Annotated in this window: 20 protein-coding genes and 1 pseudogene; 8 read left to right on the forward strand and 13 right to left on the reverse strand. The window is 71.1% G+C overall.

Annotation, left to right across the window (positions count from 1 at the left end; translation table 11 throughout):
- Positions 1–5: 5 nt before the first annotated feature.
- On the reverse strand, positions 6–578 hold the full coding sequence (locus ASF22_RS10690; RefSeq protein ID WP_056263945.1) for a superoxide dismutase family protein: 573 nt from the start codon (positions 576–578) through the stop codon (positions 6–8).
- 296 nt (positions 579–874) lie between these two features.
- Between ASF22_RS10690 and ASF22_RS10695 the strand changes: the two genes are divergently transcribed.
- Complete coding sequence (locus ASF22_RS10695; protein ID WP_056263946.1) at positions 875–1,495, forward strand: hypothetical protein; 621 nt, start codon at positions 875–877, stop codon at positions 1,493–1,495.
- Positions 1,496–1,581: 86 nt separating this feature from the next.
- On the opposite strand, the gene ASF22_RS10700 is transcribed toward ASF22_RS10695, so the two are convergent.
- Positions 1,582–1,941: a GcrA family cell cycle regulator gene (locus ASF22_RS10700; protein WP_348271138.1), complete on the reverse strand. Its 360-nt coding sequence runs from the start codon at positions 1,939–1,941 to the stop codon at positions 1,582–1,584.
- A gap of 238 nt (positions 1,942–2,179) precedes the next feature.
- Between ASF22_RS10700 and ASF22_RS10705 the strand changes: the two genes are divergently transcribed.
- Positions 2,180–3,178, forward strand: coding sequence for an NAD-dependent epimerase/dehydratase family protein (locus tag ASF22_RS10705; RefSeq protein WP_056263947.1), 999 nt, complete (start codon positions 2,180–2,182; stop codon positions 3,176–3,178).
- Positions 3,179–3,369: 191 nt separating this feature from the next.
- Here ASF22_RS10705 and ASF22_RS10710 read toward each other — a convergent pair.
- The 6 genes and pseudogenes from ASF22_RS10710 to ASF22_RS10735 all read right to left on the reverse strand — a co-directional run.
- Positions 3,370–5,420, reverse strand: a pseudogene (locus tag ASF22_RS10710) (1-deoxy-D-xylulose-5-phosphate synthase); the annotation flags it as partial.
- A 216-nt stretch (positions 5,421–5,636) separates the two neighbouring features.
- Positions 5,637–5,942, reverse strand: a complete 306-nt coding sequence (locus ASF22_RS10715) for an exodeoxyribonuclease VII small subunit (protein ID WP_056174868.1) — start codon at positions 5,940–5,942, stop codon at positions 5,637–5,639.
- Positions 5,943–6,155: 213 nt separating this feature from the next.
- Positions 6,156–6,668 (reverse strand): hypothetical protein, encoded by a 513-nt coding sequence (locus ASF22_RS10720; protein ID WP_056263953.1) that lies wholly within the window; start codon positions 6,666–6,668, stop codon positions 6,156–6,158.
- The gene (locus tag ASF22_RS10725; RefSeq protein ID WP_056263989.1) at positions 6,668–7,243 is read right to left on the reverse strand and encodes an HD family hydrolase; all 576 of its coding nucleotides are present in this window, start codon (positions 7,241–7,243) and stop codon (positions 6,668–6,670) included. Before ASF22_RS10725 ends, ASF22_RS10720 begins: the two co-directional genes overlap by 1 nt.
- 23 nt (positions 7,244–7,266) lie before the next feature.
- Entirely contained in the window at positions 7,267–7,911 is a 645-nt protein-coding gene (locus ASF22_RS10730) for a DNA-3-methyladenine glycosylase I (RefSeq protein WP_056263992.1), read from the reverse strand.
- Between the two features lie 83 nt (positions 7,912–7,994).
- A complete protein-coding gene (locus tag ASF22_RS10735) occupies positions 7,995–8,858 on the reverse strand; it encodes a folate-binding protein YgfZ (protein ID WP_056174872.1) in 864 nt (287 codons plus the stop codon).
- Positions 8,859–8,945: 87 nt separating this feature from the next.
- Between ASF22_RS10735 and ASF22_RS10740 the strand changes: the two genes are divergently transcribed.
- Positions 8,946–10,286 (forward strand): dihydroorotase, encoded by a 1,341-nt coding sequence (locus ASF22_RS10740; protein ID WP_056174873.1) that lies wholly within the window; start codon positions 8,946–8,948, stop codon positions 10,284–10,286.
- Positions 10,287–10,420: 134 nt separating this feature from the next.
- On the opposite strand, the gene ASF22_RS10745 is transcribed toward ASF22_RS10740, so the two are convergent.
- Together ASF22_RS10745 and ASF22_RS10750 are read right to left on the reverse strand one after the other, a co-directional pair.
- Entirely contained in the window at positions 10,421–14,545 is a 4,125-nt protein-coding gene (locus ASF22_RS10745; protein WP_082483630.1) for a Pls/PosA family non-ribosomal peptide synthetase, read from the reverse strand.
- A gap of 218 nt (positions 14,546–14,763) precedes the next feature.
- On the reverse strand, positions 14,764–15,354 hold the full coding sequence (locus ASF22_RS10750) for a histidine phosphatase family protein (protein WP_056174875.1): 591 nt from the start codon (positions 15,352–15,354) through the stop codon (positions 14,764–14,766).
- Between the two features lie 182 nt (positions 15,355–15,536).
- Here ASF22_RS10750 and ASF22_RS10755 point away from each other — a divergent pair, with 182 nt between their 5' ends.
- The 4 genes from ASF22_RS10755 to ASF22_RS10770 all read left to right on the forward strand — a co-directional run bounded on the left by ASF22_RS10755 (position 15,537) and on the right by ASF22_RS10770 (position 17,599).
- Entirely contained in the window at positions 15,537–16,487 is a 951-nt protein-coding gene (locus ASF22_RS10755) for a polyphosphate kinase 2 family protein (RefSeq protein WP_156467488.1), read from the forward strand.
- An 82-nt stretch (positions 16,488–16,569) separates the two neighbouring features.
- Positions 16,570–16,758, forward strand: coding sequence for a 3-alpha domain-containing protein (locus ASF22_RS10760; RefSeq protein WP_056174877.1), 189 nt, complete (start codon positions 16,570–16,572; stop codon positions 16,756–16,758).
- An 86-nt stretch (positions 16,759–16,844) separates the two neighbouring features.
- Positions 16,845–17,159 carry a putative quinol monooxygenase gene (locus tag ASF22_RS10765; RefSeq protein ID WP_056174880.1) on the forward strand — a complete coding sequence of 105 codons (315 nt, stop codon included), beginning with the start codon at positions 16,845–16,847 and terminating at the stop codon, positions 17,157–17,159.
- Positions 17,147–17,599 (forward strand): MarR family transcriptional regulator, encoded by a 453-nt coding sequence (locus ASF22_RS10770; protein WP_056263955.1) that lies wholly within the window; start codon positions 17,147–17,149, stop codon positions 17,597–17,599. The genes ASF22_RS10765 and ASF22_RS10770 overlap by 13 nt, the downstream gene beginning before the upstream one ends.
- A 10-nt stretch (positions 17,600–17,609) precedes the next feature.
- Here ASF22_RS10770 and fabI read toward each other — a convergent pair whose 3' ends face one another.
- The 3 genes from fabI to ASF22_RS10785 all read right to left on the reverse strand — a co-directional run bounded on the left by fabI (position 17,610) and on the right by ASF22_RS10785 (position 20,218).
- Positions 17,610–18,467 carry an enoyl-ACP reductase FabI gene (gene fabI, locus ASF22_RS10775; protein ID WP_056174885.1) on the reverse strand — a complete coding sequence of 286 codons (858 nt, stop codon included), beginning with the start codon at positions 18,465–18,467 and terminating at the stop codon, positions 17,610–17,612.
- Between the two features lie 181 nt (positions 18,468–18,648).
- Positions 18,649–19,590 (reverse strand): DnaJ C-terminal domain-containing protein, encoded by a 942-nt coding sequence (locus ASF22_RS10780; protein WP_056263956.1) that lies wholly within the window; start codon positions 19,588–19,590, stop codon positions 18,649–18,651.
- 208 nt (positions 19,591–19,798) lie between these two features.
- Positions 19,799–20,218, reverse strand: coding sequence for an RT0821/Lpp0805 family surface protein (locus ASF22_RS10785; RefSeq protein ID WP_244473001.1), 420 nt, complete (start codon positions 20,216–20,218; stop codon positions 19,799–19,801).
- A gap of 224 nt (positions 20,219–20,442) precedes the next feature.
- On the opposite strand from ASF22_RS10785, the gene pdxH reads away from it, so the two are divergent.
- A complete protein-coding gene (gene pdxH / locus ASF22_RS10790) occupies positions 20,443–21,078 on the forward strand; it encodes a pyridoxamine 5'-phosphate oxidase (RefSeq protein WP_082478893.1) in 636 nt (211 codons plus the stop codon).
- The last annotated feature ends 157 nt before the right edge of the window (positions 21,079–21,235 follow it).

The following is a 21,235-nucleotide window of genomic DNA, read 5'->3' on the forward strand; positions in this document are numbered from 1 at the left end:
TCAGGCTACTTGATCACCGCGCAGGCGATGCGCGGGCCGGCCCCGCCGATGGGCTGGGTCGTGTGGTCGTCCGGGTTGGCGTGGATGATGAGCGCCGAGCCGTCGCCGTCCTTCAAGCCGCCTTCGCCCGTGAGCGGGGTCTCGCTCGACACCTCGGCGTTCACCGAGCCGTCGGCGTTGGCGTAGACGTTGGGCAGGTCGCCCTCGTCCGGGCCGTCGGGGTTGAGCAGGCCGTGCTTGCTCTGGTCGTGGTTCACGTGGGCCTTCGACTTCTCGAACTTCTCCGTGTCCGAGCAGTCGCCCACGGCGTGGAAGTGGATGCCGTGCCAGCCGGGCGGCAGGCCGCCGGCGTTGATGGTCACCCGCATCACCAGGGCGCTGGCCCCGTCGCGGATGGCGATCCGGCCGATGGCCTCGCCCTTGCCGTTCTGGATGTCGGCCTCGAAGGTCTGGGGGGCGGCCGGGGCGGCCGGCGCCGGGGGCGTCGCCTGAGCCGGCGGCTCCTGCGCCTGGGCGGCGGCTGTCAGAGCCAAGAAGGGCAGGGCCAGAAGGGGGGTGATCGTCAGGACGCGTCTCATGGAATGGCTTTCCTCTCCACGCCGGGGGCGCTTCTGAGCCTCAACGAGGCAAGGTCCCGGGTCGATCCGGGACCGTACCGATTCGTCCGATGCGGGGGGCGTCTTCGGACGGGGTGTTTCCAGGGCGAGGCATGCCGCTCCGGCCGCCTTCGCGCAAGCAGTCCGCCCCCGGTACGGCCGCACCCTCCGGTGGACGCCGCGTTGACACTTCCTTAAGGTTTCGTCCGATCCGGGGCGGGATCGTCTGCGATTCGCGCACCCCTCCGCGAAGGCTGGGACTCGATCGGGAGCGCCGCATGTCCACCCCTCTCCGCCTCGTCGCCCTGCTGGCCCTGGTCTGCGCCGGCCCCGCTGCGGCGCAGACCGCGAACGCCGAGCGGACCTGGACCGATCCCCCGGCGCGGGGCGCCGCGGCATCGGAGGCCCAGTCCGCAGCCGAGCCGGCCCGGGCGGCAGGGAAAGTGCCGCAGTCCGAGCGAACTCTTGCCGAGAGGACCCTTGCCGACACTCGTCGTGCCAAGCCGAGCGCTGGCAAGGCCAGGACGAAGGCCACCGTCGCCGAGGCCCCGCGGTCGCGTGTCGAGCCCCGCACCGTGCAGCGGACGCCGAAGGTCCGCGTGGCGGCGGAGTCCCGTCGCGGCGTCACGGTCCGGACCCTGACGCCGACCCGGCCCGACCTGCGCAGCGCGTCGCCCCGCATGGTCCACGCTCAGCGCTCGTCCGCCCGTCCGATGCGCTACGGCTTCATCGCGCCGCCCCCGCCGCCGGGCGGATTCCCCGAGGATCCGCGCGCCCGGCGCATCCGCCAGGCGGAGGCGGCGGGCTACCTCGTCGTGCGCCGCAGCACCGTCGCGGCGCCCGATGGCCGCATCCTGTACGGCTACCGGCCCTACGATCCGGATGACGCCGACGATTGAGTTTTCGCGGCGGCAACGCCACAAACGAAAAACCCCGCCGGGAGACCCGGCGGGGGTGAAGGACGTATCGGTGCTCGTGCGGCGCCTCAGCGCAGGCGGCCCGGGCGGGCCGGCTCGAACACGATGCGGCGGTGATAGGCGCACCAGCTCTTGCCGTCCGGCACCGAGGCGCCACAGCACACGGCGCGGTCGTTGGGCTCACCGATGATGAACTTGCACACGAACGCACCCGATTGCGCGAAGGGAACCCGCAGGGAAGCGGACGGCTCGGCGATCGCATCGGCCTCGCCGACCTGGGACATGCGGACAAGCTGGTTCATGGTTGAATTCGACTCACGGAAATAGGGTGTCGCGGGCCTCGGCCCGACGGGATGATCGAAGGCGCTCGCCGTGTCCCGAACGGCTCGTTTCGCCGTCAGAACCGCGCTGACGGAGCGGCCTTTCAGCCAAGCGGAACCAGGAGGATTGGGGCGAGCGGGACGCGATCACGTCATGCTGCTGTTATATATGGCGTTCTCGCGCTCGCAAACAAGTCCCACTGCGTATGCCTGCCCCGGGCCGGGTGCATCGCACTGGCGAAATGGACGGCACGGGGCGGTTTTTTGAGGTGCGGTGGCGCACGGGATCGGGCACAGGGTCGGGCATGCCGTCCCGTTCCGTTCCCGCACCAGCATGAAAGATCGGATGCGCGTCCTCGTGACCGGCAGCGCCGGCTTCGTCGGCTATCACCTCGGCCGCCGCCTCCTCGCGGCGGGTCACGCCGTCACGGGGTTCGACGGGTTCAGCGACTATTACGACGTCGGGCTCAAGCGCGCCCGGCACGCGGCGCTCGCCGAGCATCCGGCCTTCGCGGCCGTGGAGGGACGCCTGGAAACCCCGGGCCTGCTCCTCGACACCCTGGCGCGGGTACGGCCCGACGTGGTGGTGCATCTCGCGGCCCAGGCCGGCGTGCGCCACAGCCTGGAGAATCCGGGCGCCTACGTGCAGGCCAACCTCGTCGGCACCGCCAACCTCATCGAGGCGGTGCGGGCCCATCCCGTGCGCCACCTCCTGTTCGCCTCGACGAGTTCGGCCTATGGCGGCGCCGCCACGACACCGTTCCGCGAGACCGACCGGGCGGTGTCGCCCCTGACTCTCTACGCCGCCAGCAAGCTCGCCGGCGAGGCGATGCTGCATTCCTACAGCCACCTGTTTTCCATCCCAACCACGGCGTTCCGGTTCTTCACGGTCTACGGCCCGTGGGGGCGGCCCGACATGGCCCTGTTCCTGTTCACCCGGAAGATCCTCGGCGGGGAGCCCATCGAGGTCTTCGCCGACGGCGCGGCCGAGCGCGACTTCACCTACGTCGACGACCTCGTGGCGGCCATCGCCAGCCTGATGGACACGCCGCCCGGGACGGTCCCCGTGGGGGCGTTCGACACCCTGAGCCCGGTGGCGCCCTACCGCCTGGTCAACATCGGCGGCGGCCGGCCCGTGCGCCTCGACGCGATGATCGACGCCCTGGAGGCGGCCCTGGGGCAGCGGGCCGAGCGGATCCTGAAGCCCCTGCCGCCCGGGGACGTGGCCCGGACCCACGCGAGCACGGACCTCCTGCGGGCCCTCGTCGGCACTGTGCCGGAGACGCCCCTGTCGGTGGGGATCCCGGCCTTCGTGGATTGGTACCGGTCGTATTACGGGGCCTGACGCGCCCCCGACGGATCGGGGGCGGTGCGGGTCAGCGCTGGGTCTGGCCGACGCTGACGAGCTTGGCCGCGCTCCGGGCCTTTCGCTCGGGGAGGGTATCGCTGGCGGTGCGGGCGATGGATTCGGCGTCGAGGCCGGCCTCGCGGTACATGGCGTCGGGGGAGTTGTGGTCCTGGTAGGTGTCGGGCAGCGTCAGGGTCCGAGGCGGTGCGGGCGATGGATTCGGCGTCGAGGCCGGCCTCGCGGTACATGGCGTCGGGGGAGTTGTGGTCCTGGTAGGTGTCGGGCAGCGTCAGGGTCCGCACCCGGACSCGGCCGGCATCCAGCGCGCCCTTCTCGGCCAGCAGATGCAGCACCATGGCGCCGAAGCCGCCCACCGAGCCCTCCTCCAGGGTGATCAGCACCTCGTGGCTCGCGGCGAGATCGAGGATCATGGCTTCGTCGAGGGGCTTGGCGAAGCGGGCATCCGCCACCGTCACTGCCCTCCTCCAGGGTGATCAGCACCTCGTGGCTCGCGGCGAGATCGAGGATCATGGCTTCGTCGAGGGGCTTGGCGAAGCGGGCATCCGCCACCGTCACCGCCACACCCTCGGCCTCGAGGAGATCGGCGGCCTTGAGGGCCTCGGAGAGACGCGTGCCGAGGCTCAGCAGCGCCACCCGCGCGCCCTCGGGCCGGCGCACSATCCGGCCCTTGCCGATGGCCAGCGCTTCGCCGCGCTCCGGCAGGTCGACGCCGACGCCCTCGCCGCGCGGGTAGCGCARGGCGATCGGGCCGCTGTCATGGGCGTGGCAGGTCGCCACCATGTGCACGAGCTCGGCCTCGTCGGAGGCCGCCATCACGGTCATGTTCGGCAGGCAGCAGGGCGATCGGGCCGCTGTCATGGGCGTGGCAGGTCGCCACCATGTGCACGAGCTCGGCCTCGTCGGAGGCCGCCATCACGGTCATGTTCGGCAGGCAGCAGAGATAGGCCAGATCGAACGCGCCCGCATGGGTCGCGCCGTCGGCCCCCACCAGGCCGGCCCGGTCCAGGCAGAACCGCACGGGCAGGTTCTGCAGGGCGATGTCGTGCACCACCTGATCGTAGGCCCGCTGCAGGAAGGTCGAGTAGATCGCCACGAACGGCTTGTAGCCCTCCGTCGCCAGGCCGCCCGCGAAGGTCACCGCGTGCTGCTCGGCGATGCCGACGTCGAAGGTCCTGTCCGGATGCGCCTTGCCGAACAGGTCGATGCCGGTGCCGCCCGGCATCGCCGCGGTGATGGCCACCACCTTGGGGTCGGCGTCGGCGATCGAAGGTCCTGTCCGGATGCGCCTTGCCGAACAGGTCGATGCCGGTGCCGCCCGGCATCGCCGCGGTGATGGCCACCACCTTGGGGTCGGCGTCGGCGSMCTTGATCAGGCTCTCGCCGAACACGCGGGTGTAGGCCGGCGCGTTGGGCTTGGCCTTGGCCTGCACCCCCGACAGCACGTCGAACTTGACGACCCCGTGGTAGCGGTCGTCGCTGGCCTCCGCCGGGGCGTAGCCCTTGCCCTTSCGGGTGACCACGTGGAGCAGGATCGGSCCCTGCTCGGTGTCGCGGACGTTCTTGAGGATGGGAAGCAGGTGGTCGAGGTTGTGTCCGTCGATGGGCCCGACGTAGTGGAAGCCCATCTCCTCGAACATGGTGCCGCCGCCGACCACCAGGGAGCGGGCATACTCCTCCGCCGCCGCCGCGCGCTGGTAAATGGCTTTGGGCAGCAGCTTGCCGAGCTGCTTGGCGGTCTCGCGCAGCGACCGGTAGGTGCCGCCCGAGGCGAGCCTGGCAAAGTAGGCCGACATCGCCCCCACCGGGGGGGCGATCGACATGTCGTTGTCGTTGAGGATGACGATGAGGCGCGAGTGCAGCGCGCCGGCGTTGTTCATGGCCTCGTAGGCCATGCCGGCCGACATCGAGCCGTCGCCGATCACCGCGATCATGTTGCGGCGCTTGCCCGCCGGGGCGCCCTTGGCCTTGGCCTCCGCCTCGTCGAGGTCGCGCGCCACCGCCATGCCGAGGGCCGCGGAGATCGAGGTCGAGGAATGCGCCGCGCCGCGATCTTGTGCGGATAGGCCTGGTGGCCGACGTCCCAGACGATGCGGTCGTCGGGGGTGTCGAACACGTGGTGGAGCGCCACCGTCAGCTCGACCACGCCGAGCCCCGAGCCGAGATGCCCGCCGGTGATCGACACCGCCTCGATCATCTCGGCCCGCACCGCCTCGGCCACCGCAGGCAGATCGCTCTCGGGAAGCCGACGCAGCGCGGACGTCTCGTCGAGACCGTCTAGAATCGAGTTTTGCTGTGACACCGAACAGACCTCACGCCCGGAGGAAAGATATGCGCGCAAAGGCTTGCGGCGCTTGATGATTTCGACCCGGCCCGATGAAGCCGCGGGCTTCGTTCGTCGCCGGCAGACATCCCGGTCCGCGCCCCGAGCGCATGGCTAGTCCACGTCGAGGGGCGCCGTGCCGGCGGCCTTGCCGTCGGCACCGAGGGTGATCTTCTGGATGCGCGCCTCGGCCCGCTGCAGCAGCGCGTCGCAATGGCGCTTGAGCGCCTCGCCGCGCTCGTAGATCGCCACGGATTCGTCGAGGGGCACGTCGCCCTTCTCCAGGCTGCGGACGATGCCTTCGAGCTGTTCGAGGGCCTGTTCGAACGGCAGATCCCGTATCGCGGACAGATCCTGCCCGGCGTCGGCATCGGCGCCAGCATCGATCGACGCCGGTGCGGCGGAGCGCGCTGAAGTCATTCCAGTCTACCCTTCATCGTGCCGGTCTAAGCCCGGCCCCGTCCGCTCGACAACCCCACGGGCCTGAGGACAACGCGCGCGCAGGCCGATTCGCCCGCCGGGGCGTCGTTTCGGCCACACTCTCCGGGCTGAGAAATAGGTTGCAAAAAAGGCTTCAAGAGACTGTACAAGAACATCAAATCCGGTGCGCCCATCTGTCGGGATGCGCCGCTCTCACGTCAGCGTGAGGGTGAAGGGGGTGCCTTCGAACGCGTCGGCACCGCGTCCGATCCGGGCGATGGCGGCGCTCATGCGCCCTTCGCGGCCGAGCATCCGGTCGGCGATGGCCACGAAATGCGGGTTGGGCGTCGCGCTCGGAGCGGCCGCCCGCAGGGCGTCGGCGACCTCCCCCTCGTCGCGTTCCGGCGCCAGGGCGCAGGCGGCGATGTAGGCGGCGGCGGTGGAGCGGCTGATCCCGGCGTAGCAGTGGATCACCAGGGGGGCGGCCCGGTCCCAGGCGGCGACGAAGTCGAGGATGCGGCCGATATGGCCATCGTCGGCCAGGACATGGCCGTCCATCGCCGCGGCGATGTCGCTGGCCTCGACGACGCAATGCCCGCCCTCGGCGATGGATTCGGGCCGGGCAATGGCGGTGCCGGCCTTCATGAGGGTCATGAGGCGGCGCGCGCCCGTCTCCGCCAGGGTTTCGGGCAGGCGCGACAGGGGGCAGACGTGGAGGGTCGGCATCAGGTGTCCGGCGTCGGGGCTTGGAAGCGATCGAGGAAACGGGCGAGGAAGCGACTCTGGGCCAGGGCGGTCGGCCACGGCTCGATCAGGGCCTCGGCCTCGGCGGTGAGGGGGCCCGGCTCGCCGAAGACGGCGGCGGCTTCCGCACGGTCGAAGCCAGCGAGCCGGACCGCCTCCCAATAGGCGGCAATTCCGTCGGCGCGCTTCACCAGCCGAGCCTCCTCGGGGGACGGCTCCGGCAGGCCGAAGCGGGCACGGATGGCGGCGAGGAGACGCCGTTCCACCGCCTTGTAGGAATCGCCGATGGCCGCCTTGAACGGCGAGATGATGTCGCCGATCACGTATTCGGGCGCGTCGTGCAGGAGGAGTTCGAGGCGCCGGGCCGGGGCGAGGCCGGGCACGAGGCCGGCGCCGATGGCCTCCACCAGCAGGGAATGCTGGGCCACGGAGAACACGTGCGGCCCGGCCGTCTGGCCGTTCCAGCGGGCGACGCGGGCGAGGCCGTGGGCGATGTCGGCGATCTCGATGTCGTCGGGCGACGGGTCGAGGAGGTCGAGGCGCCGGCCCGAGAGCATGCGCTGCCAGGCGCGCGGCGGGCTCACGCGGTGCCCTTCGACGTCTGGTTCCCGGGCCGACCGAGGGTGGCGCAGGGGGCGTGGCGGTGGCAGCCGACGAGGTGGTCGTTCACCATCCCCACCGCCTGCATGAAGGCGTGGACGATGGTCGGGCCGCAGAACGCGAAGCCCCGTGCCTTCAGGGCTTTGGCCATCCGCCGCGACACCTCCGTCTCCGTGGCGATGCCGGCCCGCGCCGTGGCCGTGCCCTGGATCGGCGTGCCGTCGACGAAGTCCCACAGGAACGCCGCGAAGCCGGGGCCGCTCTCCTCGAGGGCGAGGAAGGCCTTCGCCCCCGCGATGGTGCCGACGATCTTGGCCCGGTTGCGGATGATGCCGGTGTCCTGCATCAGCCGCGCGACGTCGTCCTCGGTGAAGCGCGCGATGGCGACCGGATCGAAGCCCGCGAACGCGCGTCGAAAACCCTCGCGTCGGCGCAGAACCGTGATCCAGGACAGGCCGGCCTGGAACCCGTCGAGGATGAGTTTCTCGTAGAGCGCCCGGCCGTCGTGTTCGGGCACGCCCCATTCGGTGTCGTGGTAGGCGACGTAGACGGGATCGTCGCCGGCCCACCAGCAGCGGGGACATCCGTCGGGATGGTGGATGAGGCCGGATTCGTCGGACAGCATGGCCACTCATAACCGGAGAACGGGGCAGGAACAAACCGCTTCCGGTCAACCGGTCTTCCTTGGTTCTGCCGGTCTTTCCCGGTTCAGCCGGCCTGCACCGTCTCCGGGAACGCGAAGGTGGCGAACGACGGCTTCTCGGCGCCGAGGCGCGCGGCGCCCGCCCGCAGGGGCTCGCCCGTCGCGTGCGCGTCGGCGAGCCGGTCGAGGCGCAGCATCGCGAGGCCGCGCCCGCCCGCGACGCTGCCGACGGTGCCGAGGCTGCGGGCGCCGGAGGTCACCTCGGCCCCGCTCTCCAGGGTGCCTTCGAGGGCGACCACCGGCACGAGGCGGGTGCGGGCGGTGCCCCGGTGCTGCATGCGCGACACCACCTCCTGGCCGACGTAGCAGCCCTTCTTGAAATCGACGCCGCCGAGCTGGTCCATGAGCGCCTCGTGCGGGAACGCGTCCGCGAAGGCGAAGTCGCGCCCGCCCTCCGGGATGCCGAGGGCGATGCGGTGGGCGTGGTAATCGGCCTCCGTGGCGTCGGCCGAGAAGGCGCCCTGCGCCGCGTAGAGGCGGTTGCCGAGGCCTTCGAGGCGGCCGTCCCGCACCGGATCGGTGTCGATGGCGGTGTCCGAACCGCCCCAGGCGGCGGCGACGCCGAGCGTCGGGTCGAGGGCCAGGGCCGCCTTGGCGCGCAGGCGGTAGAGGGTGAGGCGCTTGAGGAGGTCGGGCGCGCGGGCGGCGTCGGTGTCGAGGCGGAACCCGCCATCCGCCCCCGGGACGTCGATCCGGGAGATGAGGAAATCGAACAGCACCTTGCCCTGGGGGGTGAGCAGGGCGCCGAGGCGCGCCTCGCCGGGCTCCAGGGTCTCGACGTTGCAGGTGACGACGCCCTGGAGCAGGCCCGCAGCGTCCTCGCCCGTGCAGGTGACGACGGCGCGGTCGGGCAGGAGGGCGATGGGCATGAGGGCTCCGGAAATTCCCGTGGCGTTGCACGCCACTGGCGCCTGACATAAGCCGCCGGCACCCGCGTCTCAATGTGGAGCCCCCTGATGGACCAGCCCTTCGACCTCGTGCTCTCCGGCGGCACGATCGTGAATCAGGACGGCGAACACCGGGCCGATCTCGGTATCCGGGCGGGGCGCATCGCGGCGCTGGGCGACCTGTCGCGGGCCGACGCCACGGAGCGGCGCGACTGCACCGGCCTGCACCTCCTGCCGGGCGTCATCGACAGCCAGGTGCATTTTCGCGAGCCGGGCCTCGACCACAAGGAGGATCTGGAATCGGGCTCGCGCGCGGCGGTGATGGGCGGCGTCACGGCGGTGTTCGAGATGCCCAACACCAATCCGCTCACCACCAGCGCCGAAGCGCTGGCCGACAAGGTCGCGCGGGCGCATCACCGGATGCATTGCGACTTCGCGTTCTGGGTCGGCGGCACCCACGAGAACGCCCACCAGGTCGCCGAGCTGGAGTGCCTGCCGGGGGCGGCGGGCATCAAAGTGTTCGTCGGTTCCTCCACGGGCTCCCTGCTGGTGGAGGACGATGCCGGCGTCACCGAGATCCTGAAACGCACCCGTCGCCGCGCCGCCTTCCACGCCGAGGACGAGCCGATGCTGCGGGCGCAGGTGGATCGGCAGGTGCCGGGCGACCCGTCCTCGCACCCGGTCTGGCGCTCGCCCGAAGCGGCGCTCAAGGCGACGGAGCGCCTCGTGCGCATCGCCCGCGCCACGGGGGCGCGCATCCACATCCTGCATATCTCGACCCGGGAAGAGATGGTGTTCTTGGGGCAAGCCAAGGACGTCGCCACCTGCGAGGTGACGCCGCATCACCTCACCCTCGACGGGGGGGAGGCCTATGCGCGGCTCGGCACCCTGGTGCAGATGAACCCGCCCGTGCGCGACGCGTCGCACCGCGACGGCATCTGGCACGGGCTGTCCCAGGGGGTGGCCGACGTGCTCGGCTCCGACCACGCGCCGCATCTCCTGTCGGAGAAGGCGAAACCCTATCCGGCCTCGCCCTCCGGCATGACCGGGGTCCAGACCCTGGTGCCGATCATGCTCGACCACGTGGCCGCCGGGCGCCTGTCGCTGGCGCGCTTCGTCGATCTCACCAGTGCCGGCCCCAAGCGCCTGTTCGGGATCGCTCGCAAGGGGCGGCTTTCGGTGGGCTACGACGCCGACGTCACCGTGGTCGATCTGAAGCGCCGCGAGACCATTCGCAACGCCTGGATCGCCTCGAAATGCGGCTGGACGCCCTATGACGGCGTCACGGTGACGGGCTGGCCCGTGGGCACCGTCGTGCGGGGCGCACCCGTGATGTGGCAGGGCGAACTCACCGCTCCGTCGCGGGGCGAGGCCGTGGTGTTCGAGGAGACGCTGGCGGCGCGGGGGTGAGTCCGCTATCCCTCACGCGGCCCAAGTGACCGGGATGTCTGAGGTTTCTTACGGTGGGCGTGCATGCCCTCGCCCCGCTTGCGGGGAGAGGGGATGCACGCGGGCGTTTCGCTCAAGAACCTGAGGCCCGACCCTCAGGCTGCGTTCTGTTTCGCCGCGGCATGCACCACCGGCACCGCCGGGGCGCCTTCCCATTCGGAATGGGGCGGGATCGACTCGCCCTTCATCACGATGGTGAGGGGGCGCAGGCGGGCATAGGCGCCGACCTTGGTGTCGTACAGCACCGTCGAGAACGCGCCCACCGACACGCCCTCGCCGACGACCACCCGGCCGACCTTCATGATGCGGTCCTCGTAGAGGTGGGTCTGCAGGGCCGAGGTGCGGTTGATGGTGGCGTAGTCGCCGATGGTGACGCAGTCGAACTCGGTGATGTCGGTGGTGAGCATGCACACGCCCTTGCCCACCTTCACGCCGAGCAGCCGCAGCATCCAGGGCAGGAACGGTGTGCCGACGAGGTGCTCGAGCAGGACCTTGCCGGCGAGCCCCCAGTACAGCACCGCGACGGCCTCCGTCCGCATGGCCCACCACGACCACATCGGCTGCATGCCGGGCTTGTAGACCCCCATGAGCAGCCACTTCACCGCGATGACGGTGAAGGACTGGATGAACGCGATGGCGACGCTGACCGCCACGAAGGAGACGGCGAGCCCGGTCCAGTCCTGGGCCAGGATGGCGGGGTAGAAGTACCAGTCGATGGCGGTGATCGCGAGGGTGATGAACAGCATCGGCGAGAACGAGGTCGAGAACGCCTCGAAGATGCCGCGCCGGAGCTTGGGACCGAGGCCGGGCTCGTAGGTCTGGAGGTCGGAGCCGAGATCGACGCGCTGGCGCGCCGGCAGCTTGATCGGCGGCGAGCCGAACCAGGTGTCGCCCGGCGCCATGAGATCGTTGGCCGGCGGCTTCGACTTGATGCCGATGAGCACGTCGTCGGGGATCACGGCGCCCGGCGGCACCACGGCGTCGTTGCCGACGAAGACGCGGGCGCCGGTATGGACCTGGTGCAGGTGCATCCAGCCGCGCCGGATCTCTTCCTCGCCGAACACCACCTCGTCGGCGACGAAGTTGCGCGCGCCGATATCGGCCAGATCGTAGCGGCCGCCGAGGTTGGTCGAGATCTCGGCGCCCTGGCCCATGCGTGCGCCCATGAGCCGGTACCACGCCCGCATGTAGACCGTGGCGAACAGCGACGAGAGGGTCTCGAGGGTGACCTCGGCGGCGAGCGCCACCGTCCACTTGCGCAGGTAGAACCCGCTGTGGATCGAGTGGGTGCCGGACGAGACGCGGGGCAGGATCGCCCAGCGGATGCCGGCGATGAGGAACACCGTGCCGGCCGTCATCAGCATGGCGGTGGGCCAGGTCAGCAGCGGCAGGTACCAGTGGTAGTCGATGTCCGTCAGGTCGGACAGCGAGTCGCTGAGCTGGTCGAAGATGTAGAAGGCCGGGAAGATCGGCAACAGGCCGATGGCGGGGATCGCCGCCAGCAGGAAGGTGTAGAGCACCCCGAAGGCGAGGCGCCGCTGCGGCGAGGCCGTGGCGGGCTCCGGCAGCAGCGTAGGATCGGCGGTGCCGACGCGGCGGCCCGGCGAGCCGTCCCAGATCTCGGCCCGGCCCACCACGGTGCCGGTGGGAATCGTGGTGAGGTCGCCGATCTCGGCATGGTCCCCGATGGTCGTGTCGGGGCCGATGACGCAGGAGGCGCCGATGGCGACATCGGCCCCGATGGTGACCCGGCCGATGATGAGGGTGTCGCCCACCACCTCGGCGTTGGCGATGACGAGGCGCCCGCCGAGGGAGGCGCCGGGGCCGATGGAGACGAGGTCGGGGGCACCGATCTCCGCGTCGGAGATGAGGGTGTCGTCGCCGACCTTCGCGCCGAGCAGGCGTAGGTAGAACACGATGGCCGGCGAGCCCTGGAGCCACTTGATGTGCACCAGGGGCGTCAGGCGCTGCGCCAGCCACCAGCGGTAATAGTACACGCCCCAGAGCGGGTAGCGCCCGGGCTTGGTCCGCCCGAGAATCAGCCATTTCGCCGCCACCGCGATGGCGGCGGTGACGGCGTTGATGCCGATATAGACCAGCAGCAGCACGACGAGTTCGCCGAAGAAGCCGAGCCCGCCGCCCGTGAGCAGCAGGTAGGTCACGAAGATGCCGAGCCATTGCGAGGTGGCCAGCGCGATGACGAAGGGCAGGGCGGCGGCCTGGGCGAGGCCGCAGAGGAAGCGCCGCCGGAACGAGGGCGGGGCGAAGCTGAGGTCCCGCACCGCCATCTGCGTCCCGGCCCCGCCGGTGCGTTCGATGAGGGCGTCGGCCATGCTCCGCAGGGTGCGCCGGCCGTAGACGTCCTGCAGGGTGATGGCGGCGAGCGCCGGCGCCTCGCGCACGGCGCCGACGAAGCGGGCGGCCAGCAGCGAATGGCCGCCGAGATCGGTGAAGAAGTCGCCCTCGAACGGGATCGCCTGGTTGCCGAACACCTGGTTGGCGGCCGCCAGGAGCGCCGCCTCGGTCTCGTTGCGCGGGGGCTCCTGCTCGCCCGAGACGTCGGCGACGGTCAGCGTCGCCGCCCGCAGGGCCTTGCGGTCGACCTTGCCGGAGGTCAGGCGCGGTAGCACCTCGGCCACCTCGAAATGCCCCGGCACCATGTAGGGCGGCATCTGTCCGGCGAGGGTCTGCCGCAGGGCGGCCTTGTCGATCTCGATGCCGCGCTCGGGCACCAGGAAGGCGACGAGGCGGTCGACGCCGTCGTCCTGGCGCAGGACCACCGCCGCCTGGTTGATGCCGGGCAGCACCTGGATGCGCGATTCGATCTCGCCGAGCTCGACCCGGAAGCCGCGGATCTTCACCTGATCGTCGATGCGGCCGTGGAACAGGATGTTGCCGGCCGCGTCAACGGAGACCGCATCGCCCGAGCGATAGAGGACCGGGTCGGTCCCGTCGGAGGGGTAGGGGTTGGCGATGAACTTCTCCGCCGTCAGCTCGGGGCGCTTGAGATAGCCCCCCGCGACGCCGGGGCCTCCGATGAGGAGCTCGCCGGGTTGGCCGGGTTCGAGAAGTTCGAGGGTCTCGCCGGCGACGTACACCGAATAGTTCGGGATCGGGCCGCCGATGGTGACGGGCGTGCCCGCCCGCATCTGCGCCGCGGTGGCTACCACCGTCGCCTCCGTCGGCCCGTAGGTGTTGAACAGGGCGCGGCCGTCCGTCGCCCAGCGGGCCACCAGGGGTTCGGGCAGGGCCTCGCCGCCGAGGAGCACCAGCCGCACCGTGGGCAGGTCCTCCGCGATCATGGCGAGCAGGGTCGGCACCGTGTCGAGCACCGTGACGCGGGCGCGGGCGAGGATGCCCGGCAGGGCCTCGACGTCGCCCATCATGGCCGGCGAGGCCACGAACAGGGTCGCGCCGACGAGGTAGGGGACCCAGATCTCCTCCATGGAGAGATCGAAGGCGACGCTTGCGCCCTGGAACACCACGTCGTCGGGCCGCATGCCGTAGAGGGCGTTTCCGGACCGCAGGAAATGGCAGATGTTGGCGTGGCTGATCGCGATGCCCTTCGGCACGCCCGTCGAGCCCGAGGTGTAGATCAGGTAGGCCGGGTGCTGGGGCGTCAGCCCCAGCGCACGCGGGTCGGGGCGGGGCGCATCCGCCGGCGTTCCCGCCAGCAGGGCGTCCACGGTGAGGGCGGGTGCGGCGTCGGGGGCCTGGGACGCCAGGGCCGGAGAGACGAGGAGCGCCTTGGCGGCGGCGTCCGCGAGGCACACGGCGACGCGGTCGGCCGGGGCCTCGGCGTCGAAGGGCAGCCAGGCGGCGCCCGACAGGGTGATGCCGATCTGGGCCACGAGGAGGTCGGGACCCCGCGCCATCCACAGGCCGACGACATCGCCGGGGCCGATGCCGCGATGCGCCAGCCCCCGGGCGATGGCGCCGGCCCGCGCTTCGACCTCGGCGTAGGTGAGGGCCGGGTGGGCGCCGTCGGCGTCGCTGAGCGCCCCGTCGACGAGGGCCGGATGATCGGGGCGGGCGGCGGCGCTGGCGGAAAAAATCTCGCCCAGGACCTCGTCGCGGATGAGGTCGGGGCGTGCCTCGCCGCGCAGGACCGCCTTTCCGGTTAGGCTCGCCTGGCCGCGCGGGGTCTCCTGCCCGGACAGGACCGACTGGCGCGTGGGCCCATCCGCCAGGGGCCGGGCTGTCTCGGCGAGACTGGTCATCCACTGCTCCGCTGCCGGATCCTCGGGCCCGCTGCCTGCGGCGAGCCTCGGATGCGCTTCGTTCTGGCCGGGTAAGGCGCTCGGATCACGCCGGAATCGCGGCAACGCCCGAAGTTCGGCGGTGCCTTAGCACGTTTGACCGGACGTGAGAGACCCGATCCGCCCGCAGGACCGGGCCGGAATACGGATCACGCCCAACGCCATCACGCCCAGCGCCATCACGCCCAACGCCAAGTCGCGCCCTCGATGACCAGGACGCCGCCCTGGCGGATGCCCATGCGCGGCGCCTCGCGGATGCCGAGGCAGCCCCGGATCACCAGGATCGCGCGGGCGACGCCGCCATGGGCGACGATGCAGGCCGGCCCCTCGAGGGCGGCGAGGGCGGGGGCGACCCGTTCGACCAGCATGGCGTAGCTCTCCCCGCCCTCGCCCGGCGGCCGGTAACCCCAGCGGTTGCGGTCGCGCGCCAGGGCCCGGGCCATGTCCCGACGCCGGATCTCGGCCCAGGTCGAGCCTTCCCACGTGCCGAAGCTGATCTCCTTCAGGCGTGCGTCGGTGCGGTAGGCCTCGGGCGCGAGGTCGAGGCGGGCGCGCACGGCCTCCATGGTGCTGCGGGTGCGGGCCAGGGGGCTCGCGACGAAGTCGAGACGGGGGAGATCCGCGCCCGCCGCCTGCGCCAGGCGCCCGGCCGCTTCGTCGGCCTGGCGGAGGCCCTCGGCGTTGAGGGCGATGTCGCGCTGGCCCTGGAGACGGCCTTCCGCGTTCCAGTCGGTCTGACCGTGGCGGACGACGTAGAGGGTCGGGGTCATGAGGCACGCCCCACCGCGCGCCGCTTCCCATCTGCCGGGCGGCGCTTGTCGGCTGCCGCGCGACGCGCATCGGAACGGCCGCGCTTGCGGATCGTTGTCGGTTCCAGGGGCTCGGCTGGTTTCGAGGTCTTGGTAGGTTTCAAGATCCTGCGCGCCTCGATCGTCAGCGGACGAATTTCCATATGCCGCACAAGCCCATCAAGCCGGAATCCGGCAAGTCCGGTGCGAAGTCGGGAGCCCGGGGAAAGCCCGGGGGAACGGTGGCGGAGGAGGGCGGTTCCCGCAAGCCGCACAAGGCCTCCCGTGCTGACGCCACCCCCGGAATCGTCACCGTGGCGCCGGGGCGAGCCTTGGAAGGATCCGCCTTCGATCTCTCCGCCGTCGACGCGAACGCCGATGGCGGCCTCGACAAGGCGGCGGCCAAGCAGGCCCTGGCCGTGGAGCGCGCCCGCATCGTGTCCCTGCAGGAACGGCTCTACGCCGAGCACAGGCGCAGCCTGCTGGTGGTGTTCCAGGCCATCGACACCGGTGGCAAGGACGGCACCATCCGGGCGGTGTTCGAGGGCGTGAACCCGCAGGGCTGCCGGGTGTGGCCGTTCAAGGTGCCGAGCGCCGAGGAGGCCGCCCACGACTTCCTGTGGCGCTACCATGCCAAGACGCCGGGCCGCGGCATGATCGGCGTGTTCAACCGCAGCCATTACGAGGACGTGCTGGTGGTGCGGGTGAAGGGCCTCGTCCCCGAGCCGGTCTGGCGGGCGCGCTACGGCCAGATCAACGATTTCGAGCGGATGCTCACCGCCGAGGGCACCACGATCCTGAAGTTCTTCCTCCACATCTCGAAGGCCGAGCAAAAGGAGCGCCTGGAGGCCCGCATCGCCACCCCGGAGAAGCACTGGAAGTTCGACGCCGCCGACCTCGTGGAGCGCCGGTCCTGGGACGCCTACCAGGCCGCCTTCGCGGATGCGCTGACGCAGTGCTCGACGCCGGACGCGCCGTGGCACGTGGTCCCGGCCAACCGCAAGTGGTTCCGCAACCTCCTCGTCGCCCGCACCATCGCCGACACCCTGGAGGCGATGGACCCACGCGTCCCGGACGCGCGACCGGGCGTGGCCGGGATGACCGTGCCGGATTGAGGGGCGCACCGCGTGTCCTGTCGGGGGCGTCCCGTCCTTCTGGAACTCGGCTGCGACGCCGGTGTCGAGGTGATCTTTTCGCATGATCCCGCGAGAAACCCAGGACCCCGGAGTCCATGAGGATCGCGATCGAGGCGGTGCTGACCGGGCGGCGCTCGCGGAGATCGCCGCCCTCGAGACCCTGTCGACCTCCTGGCGGAGCCTCGCCGCCCGGCGCCTGGAGCGGAGCGCCGTGGAGGATTGGACCCCACGCCTGAGCGGTGAGGGGTGAGCCGCACGCGCGCCCGGGACGCCCGGCCTTGCCGGAAAGGGCAGGTCGGCCTAGCGATTAGCATCCTAACTAAAAGGAGGCTCGTCATGCCGGACCCATTGGTGCTCTTTGCCCGGATCACGCCCAAGCCCGAACATCGCGCCGCCGCCCGTGCCGCAGTCCTGGCGATCCTGACGGTCACACGGTCCGAACCGGGCTGCCGCCGCTTCACGCTGCATGACGACCGGGACGGCGACGGGCCGCTCTACCTCTACGAGGTCTGGGACGACGAGGCGGCCCTCGCCGCTCACCATGCCCAACCCTATACGCGCGCCGTGTTCGAGCGGTATCGGACGTGGCTGTCCGAGCCGGTCGCGATCACGCGGTTGCGCGCGATCGGGGAGGGCGCATGTTCTTCCTGAAGGAGCTGCCCACGCGGGCGATGCTTCAGAGCTACTCTGACCGCTACTCGGGCATGGATGCCGGGGCCGTCGCCGAGGCGCTTCGGCTCCTGCGGCGCGCAAGCCTGTTGATGCGCGCGCTGGAGGCGTACTTCACCGCCCACACGCTGTCGCAGACCCGCTTCCTCATCCTGATCGTCATCGATCGGGAGCCCGGGCAAGGGGGACTCATGGGCCGTGAAATCGCCGACCGGCTCGACATCTCACGTCCCGTCGTGACCGAAACCGTCAAGGCCATGACGCGGGCGGGCCTGCTCGGCAGCGCTCCGGTTCCGGGGGACGGCAGGGCCAAGCGCATCACCCTGACGCCGGCCGGGCGCGCGGTGCTCGCCGACCTCCTGCCCGGCTACTTCGCCCTCATCGCCGACTTCATGGCGCGCGAGGGCGACGGGACCGCGTGACCGCCCGGCCTCAATCCTTGTCGAGGCTGAGGTCCGGCGCCTCGGGGTTCTTCATGCCGACCACGTGGTACCCGGCGTCGACGTGGAGGATCTCGCCGGTCATGCCCCGGCTCATGTCCGAGACGAGGTAGGCGGCGGTCTCGCCGACCTCGTCGATGGTCACCGTGCGGCGCAAGGGGGCGTTGTACTCGTTCCACTTGAGGATGTAGCGGAAGTCGCCGATGCCGGAGGCGGCGAGCGTCTTGATCGGGCCGGCCGAGATGGCGTTGACGCGGATCTTCGAGGGGCCGAGGTCGGCGGCCAGATACCGCACGGAGGCTTCGAGCGCGGCCTTGGCCACCCCCATGACGTTGTAGTGCGGCATCCACTTCTCGGCGCCGTAATAGGTCAGGGTGAGGAGCGAGCCGCCGTTCGGCATCAGCTTCTCGGCACGCTGGGCCACCGCCGTGAACGAGTAGCAGGAGATCAGGAGCGATTTCGTGAAGTTCGCCTCCGAGGTCTCGAGGTAGCGGCCCGTCAGCTCGTCCTTGTCCGAGAAGGCGATGCAGTGGACGACGAAATCGAGGCCTTCGGGAAACACCTCGGCCGTGGCGGCGAACACCGCGTCGATGGAGGCCGGATCGGTGACGTCGCAATGGCCGACCACGTGGGCGTCGAGTTCGCGGGCCAGGGGCTCGACGCGCTTCTTCAGGGCGTCGCCCTGGTAGGTGAAGGCGAGCTTGGCCCCGTGGGCGGCGGCGGATTTCGCGATGCCCCAGGCGATGGAGCGGTTGTTGGCGACACCGAGCACCAGCCCGCGCTTGCCGGCGAGAAGGCCGCCGACGTGCAGGCCACCGACGTGATCGTGAACCGGGTTCGTGTCCGCCATGAAGTCACCTGAGCCAGAAGCGTCGCCGGGCATGCCGAGGCCCGGCCGGAGGGATCGGACGGACGGACGCGCCGCGCGCACTCTCTATAACGGCATGCGCCGCGCGCACTCTTAGCGGAGGCATGCCGGTGACGGAAGTCCGGGTTTTCCGTGCCGGATTCCGCGTGAGACGTGCGGCGTCTCAGCCGACCCGGGCGGCGCGCCGGGCCTTGGCGTAATCCGTGAGCGCCGTGTCCTCGGCACTCGGCAGGGCGACGGCGGTGGTGGCGAAGAGGTCGCCCCGCGTCCCGTCCTTCTTCGGCAGACCCTTGCCCTTGAGCCGGAAGGTCCGGCCCGAACTCGTCATGGCGGGGATCCGCATCTCGACGGCGCCCGTCAGGGTCGGCACCCGGATCGGGCCGCCCAGGACCGCGTCCTCCAGGGGCACCTCGACGGAGGCGCGCAGATCCGCCCCGTCCGGGGTGAAGCGGGCATGCGGCAGGATGCGGATGGTGAGCAGCGCGTCGCCCGGCGCGCCGCGCCCGCCCGGCGATCCGAGGCCGCGCAGGCGGATCACCTGGCCGTCGATCACGCCGCGCGGCACCACCACGTCGACGTCGCGCCCGCCCGGCAGGGACAGGCGCAGCTTCTCCTCGCTCGCCACCTGCTCGAGGGTCACGGCGAGTTCGGCCGCCACGTCCTCGCCCTTGGCCGGCTCGCGCTGCCCGGCGCCGGCCCCACCGGCCCCGGCGCGGAACGCTTCGCCGAACAGGTGCGAGAAGATGTCGTCGCCCATGCCCCCAGGCCCTCCGCCGCCGGGGCCGGCGCCGCGCCCCCGGGCCGCGTTCTCGAAGCCGAACCCGCCGGCCCGTCCACCGCCGCCGCCGAAGCCCCCGAACCCCTCGAACCCGCTCGCGCGAGGCTTGCCGTCACCGTCGATCTCGCCCCGGTCGAACTGCCCGCGTTTCCCCGCGTCGCCCAGGATCTCGTAGGCCGAATTCGCCTCGGCGAAGCGGTCCTTGGCCTTGGCGTCGCCGGCGTTGCGGTCGGGGTGGTAGGCCTTGGCGAGCTTGCGGTAAGCCTTCTTGATGTCGGCTTCGCTGGCACCCTTGGGCACACCCAGGACGTCGTAGGGATTGCGCATCGGTCAACACTGTCTCGGTGCCGTGAGGAGCTTGGCCGTGGGGAGCCGGCGGTTTCGCTGCCTCGGATTCATCGCGCCTGATGTGGACGGTTCGCGGCCGGTTCGCAACGCGAGGCCCGGAGATTTCGCCGGCGCACCATCGCGGGCGCCGTTTCCCGGGCGGTTCCTTCCAGCGTCAGGCCGCCAGTGTCAGGCCGTGTTGCCGGCGTCAGATCGCCGTCTTGGTGCCGCGCACGCGCTTCAGGGCCCACTCGCCCCCCGAGGGCTTGCAGCCGGTGCCGCGCAGGAACCGGCTCCGTCCGGGCGCGATCACCGAGGCGAGGAAGTCGCGGCAGACCTGATCGTTGGACACGTAGGGCAGGCCCGTCGGATTGACCGAGCCGCGCAGGCTGGTCTCGGGGTTGTCCCACTTCACCGGGCGGCCGTTGCCCTGCGGATCGAGGGCCACCGACAGGGCCGCGTGCGCCCGGCGCCAATCCTCGGCCCCGAGGTCGCGGCCGAAGCTTTCGGGCGGACGCGCGATGCTGCCGGTGCTCGTCGGTTCCGGCGGCAGGGCGGCTTCCGCGACGGTCTCGGTCTGGAAGGTGATGATCGGCAGGCCGCAGCCCGACAGGGGCAGGAACACCAGGGCGGCGAGGGCGCGCCAGGCATGCGACGCCGCGCGGGAAGGGCGGCGCGTTCCGCCGCAAGCCGTGGTCCGTCGCGAAAAACCCGCGGCGGGGACCTTGGCCGCCGCCCCTTTCGTCCTAAAGTCGCACCGACGCATTACACTTGATCTCACGACGGGAGAGGACCGATGGCCAACCGCGCCCCACGTCGGTGCCCCCCGACCCGGATCTCACGTTAGCCAGGATGTTCGCCTTGGATCGGTTAAGGATCGATGACCTCGCCCCGTCGAACGACTTCACCCGCGCGACGGATCCCTGGGCCCTGTTCGCCGCCTGGATGGCGCAAGCGGAGGCGTCGGAGCCCAACGACGCCAACGCCATGGCGCTGGCCACCGCCGGCTCGGACGGCCTGCCCGACGTGCGGATGGTTCTCCTGAAGGGCGTCGATGCGCGCGGGTTCGTGTTCTACACCAACACCGACTCGGCCAAGGGCGAGGAACTGGCGCAGAACCCCCAGGCCGCCCTGGTGCTGCATTGGAAGAGCCTGCGCCGGCAGATCCGCGCCCGCGGCCCCGTGTCCCATGTGACCCCCGAGGAGGCCGACGCGTATTTCGCCAGCCGGGCCCGTGACAGCCGCATCGGCGCCCATGCCAGCCGGCAATCGCGGCCGCTCGCCGACCGGGCCACCCTGGAGGCGGAGGTGGCGGCCCTCGCCGCCCGGTTCGAGGACGGTCCGGTGCCGCGCCCGGAGAACTGGATCGGTTTTCGGGTCGCGCCGGTCTCGATCGAGTTCTGGCAGGACGGCCCGTTCCGCCTGCACGACCGGGTGCGGTTCACGCGTGCCGGCGATGGCTGGGCGGGGGCCCGGCTCTATCCGTGACCCGATGGGGTTGGGGCACGATCCCCGAGGGCGGGCGCCGCCGCTTGGTGCGGCGCGGGATGGACCCTGGATTTTAGGACCGGCGGCGCTTAGACCTTGAGGCCGGTGCGGCGGGTGCTCTTTCGTTGACCGCCTCCCGATCCCGAAGGAACGGTCT

The organism is Methylobacterium sp. Leaf87, assembly GCF_001422775.1.
GTDB lineage: Bacteria > Pseudomonadota > Alphaproteobacteria > Rhizobiales > Beijerinckiaceae > Methylobacterium.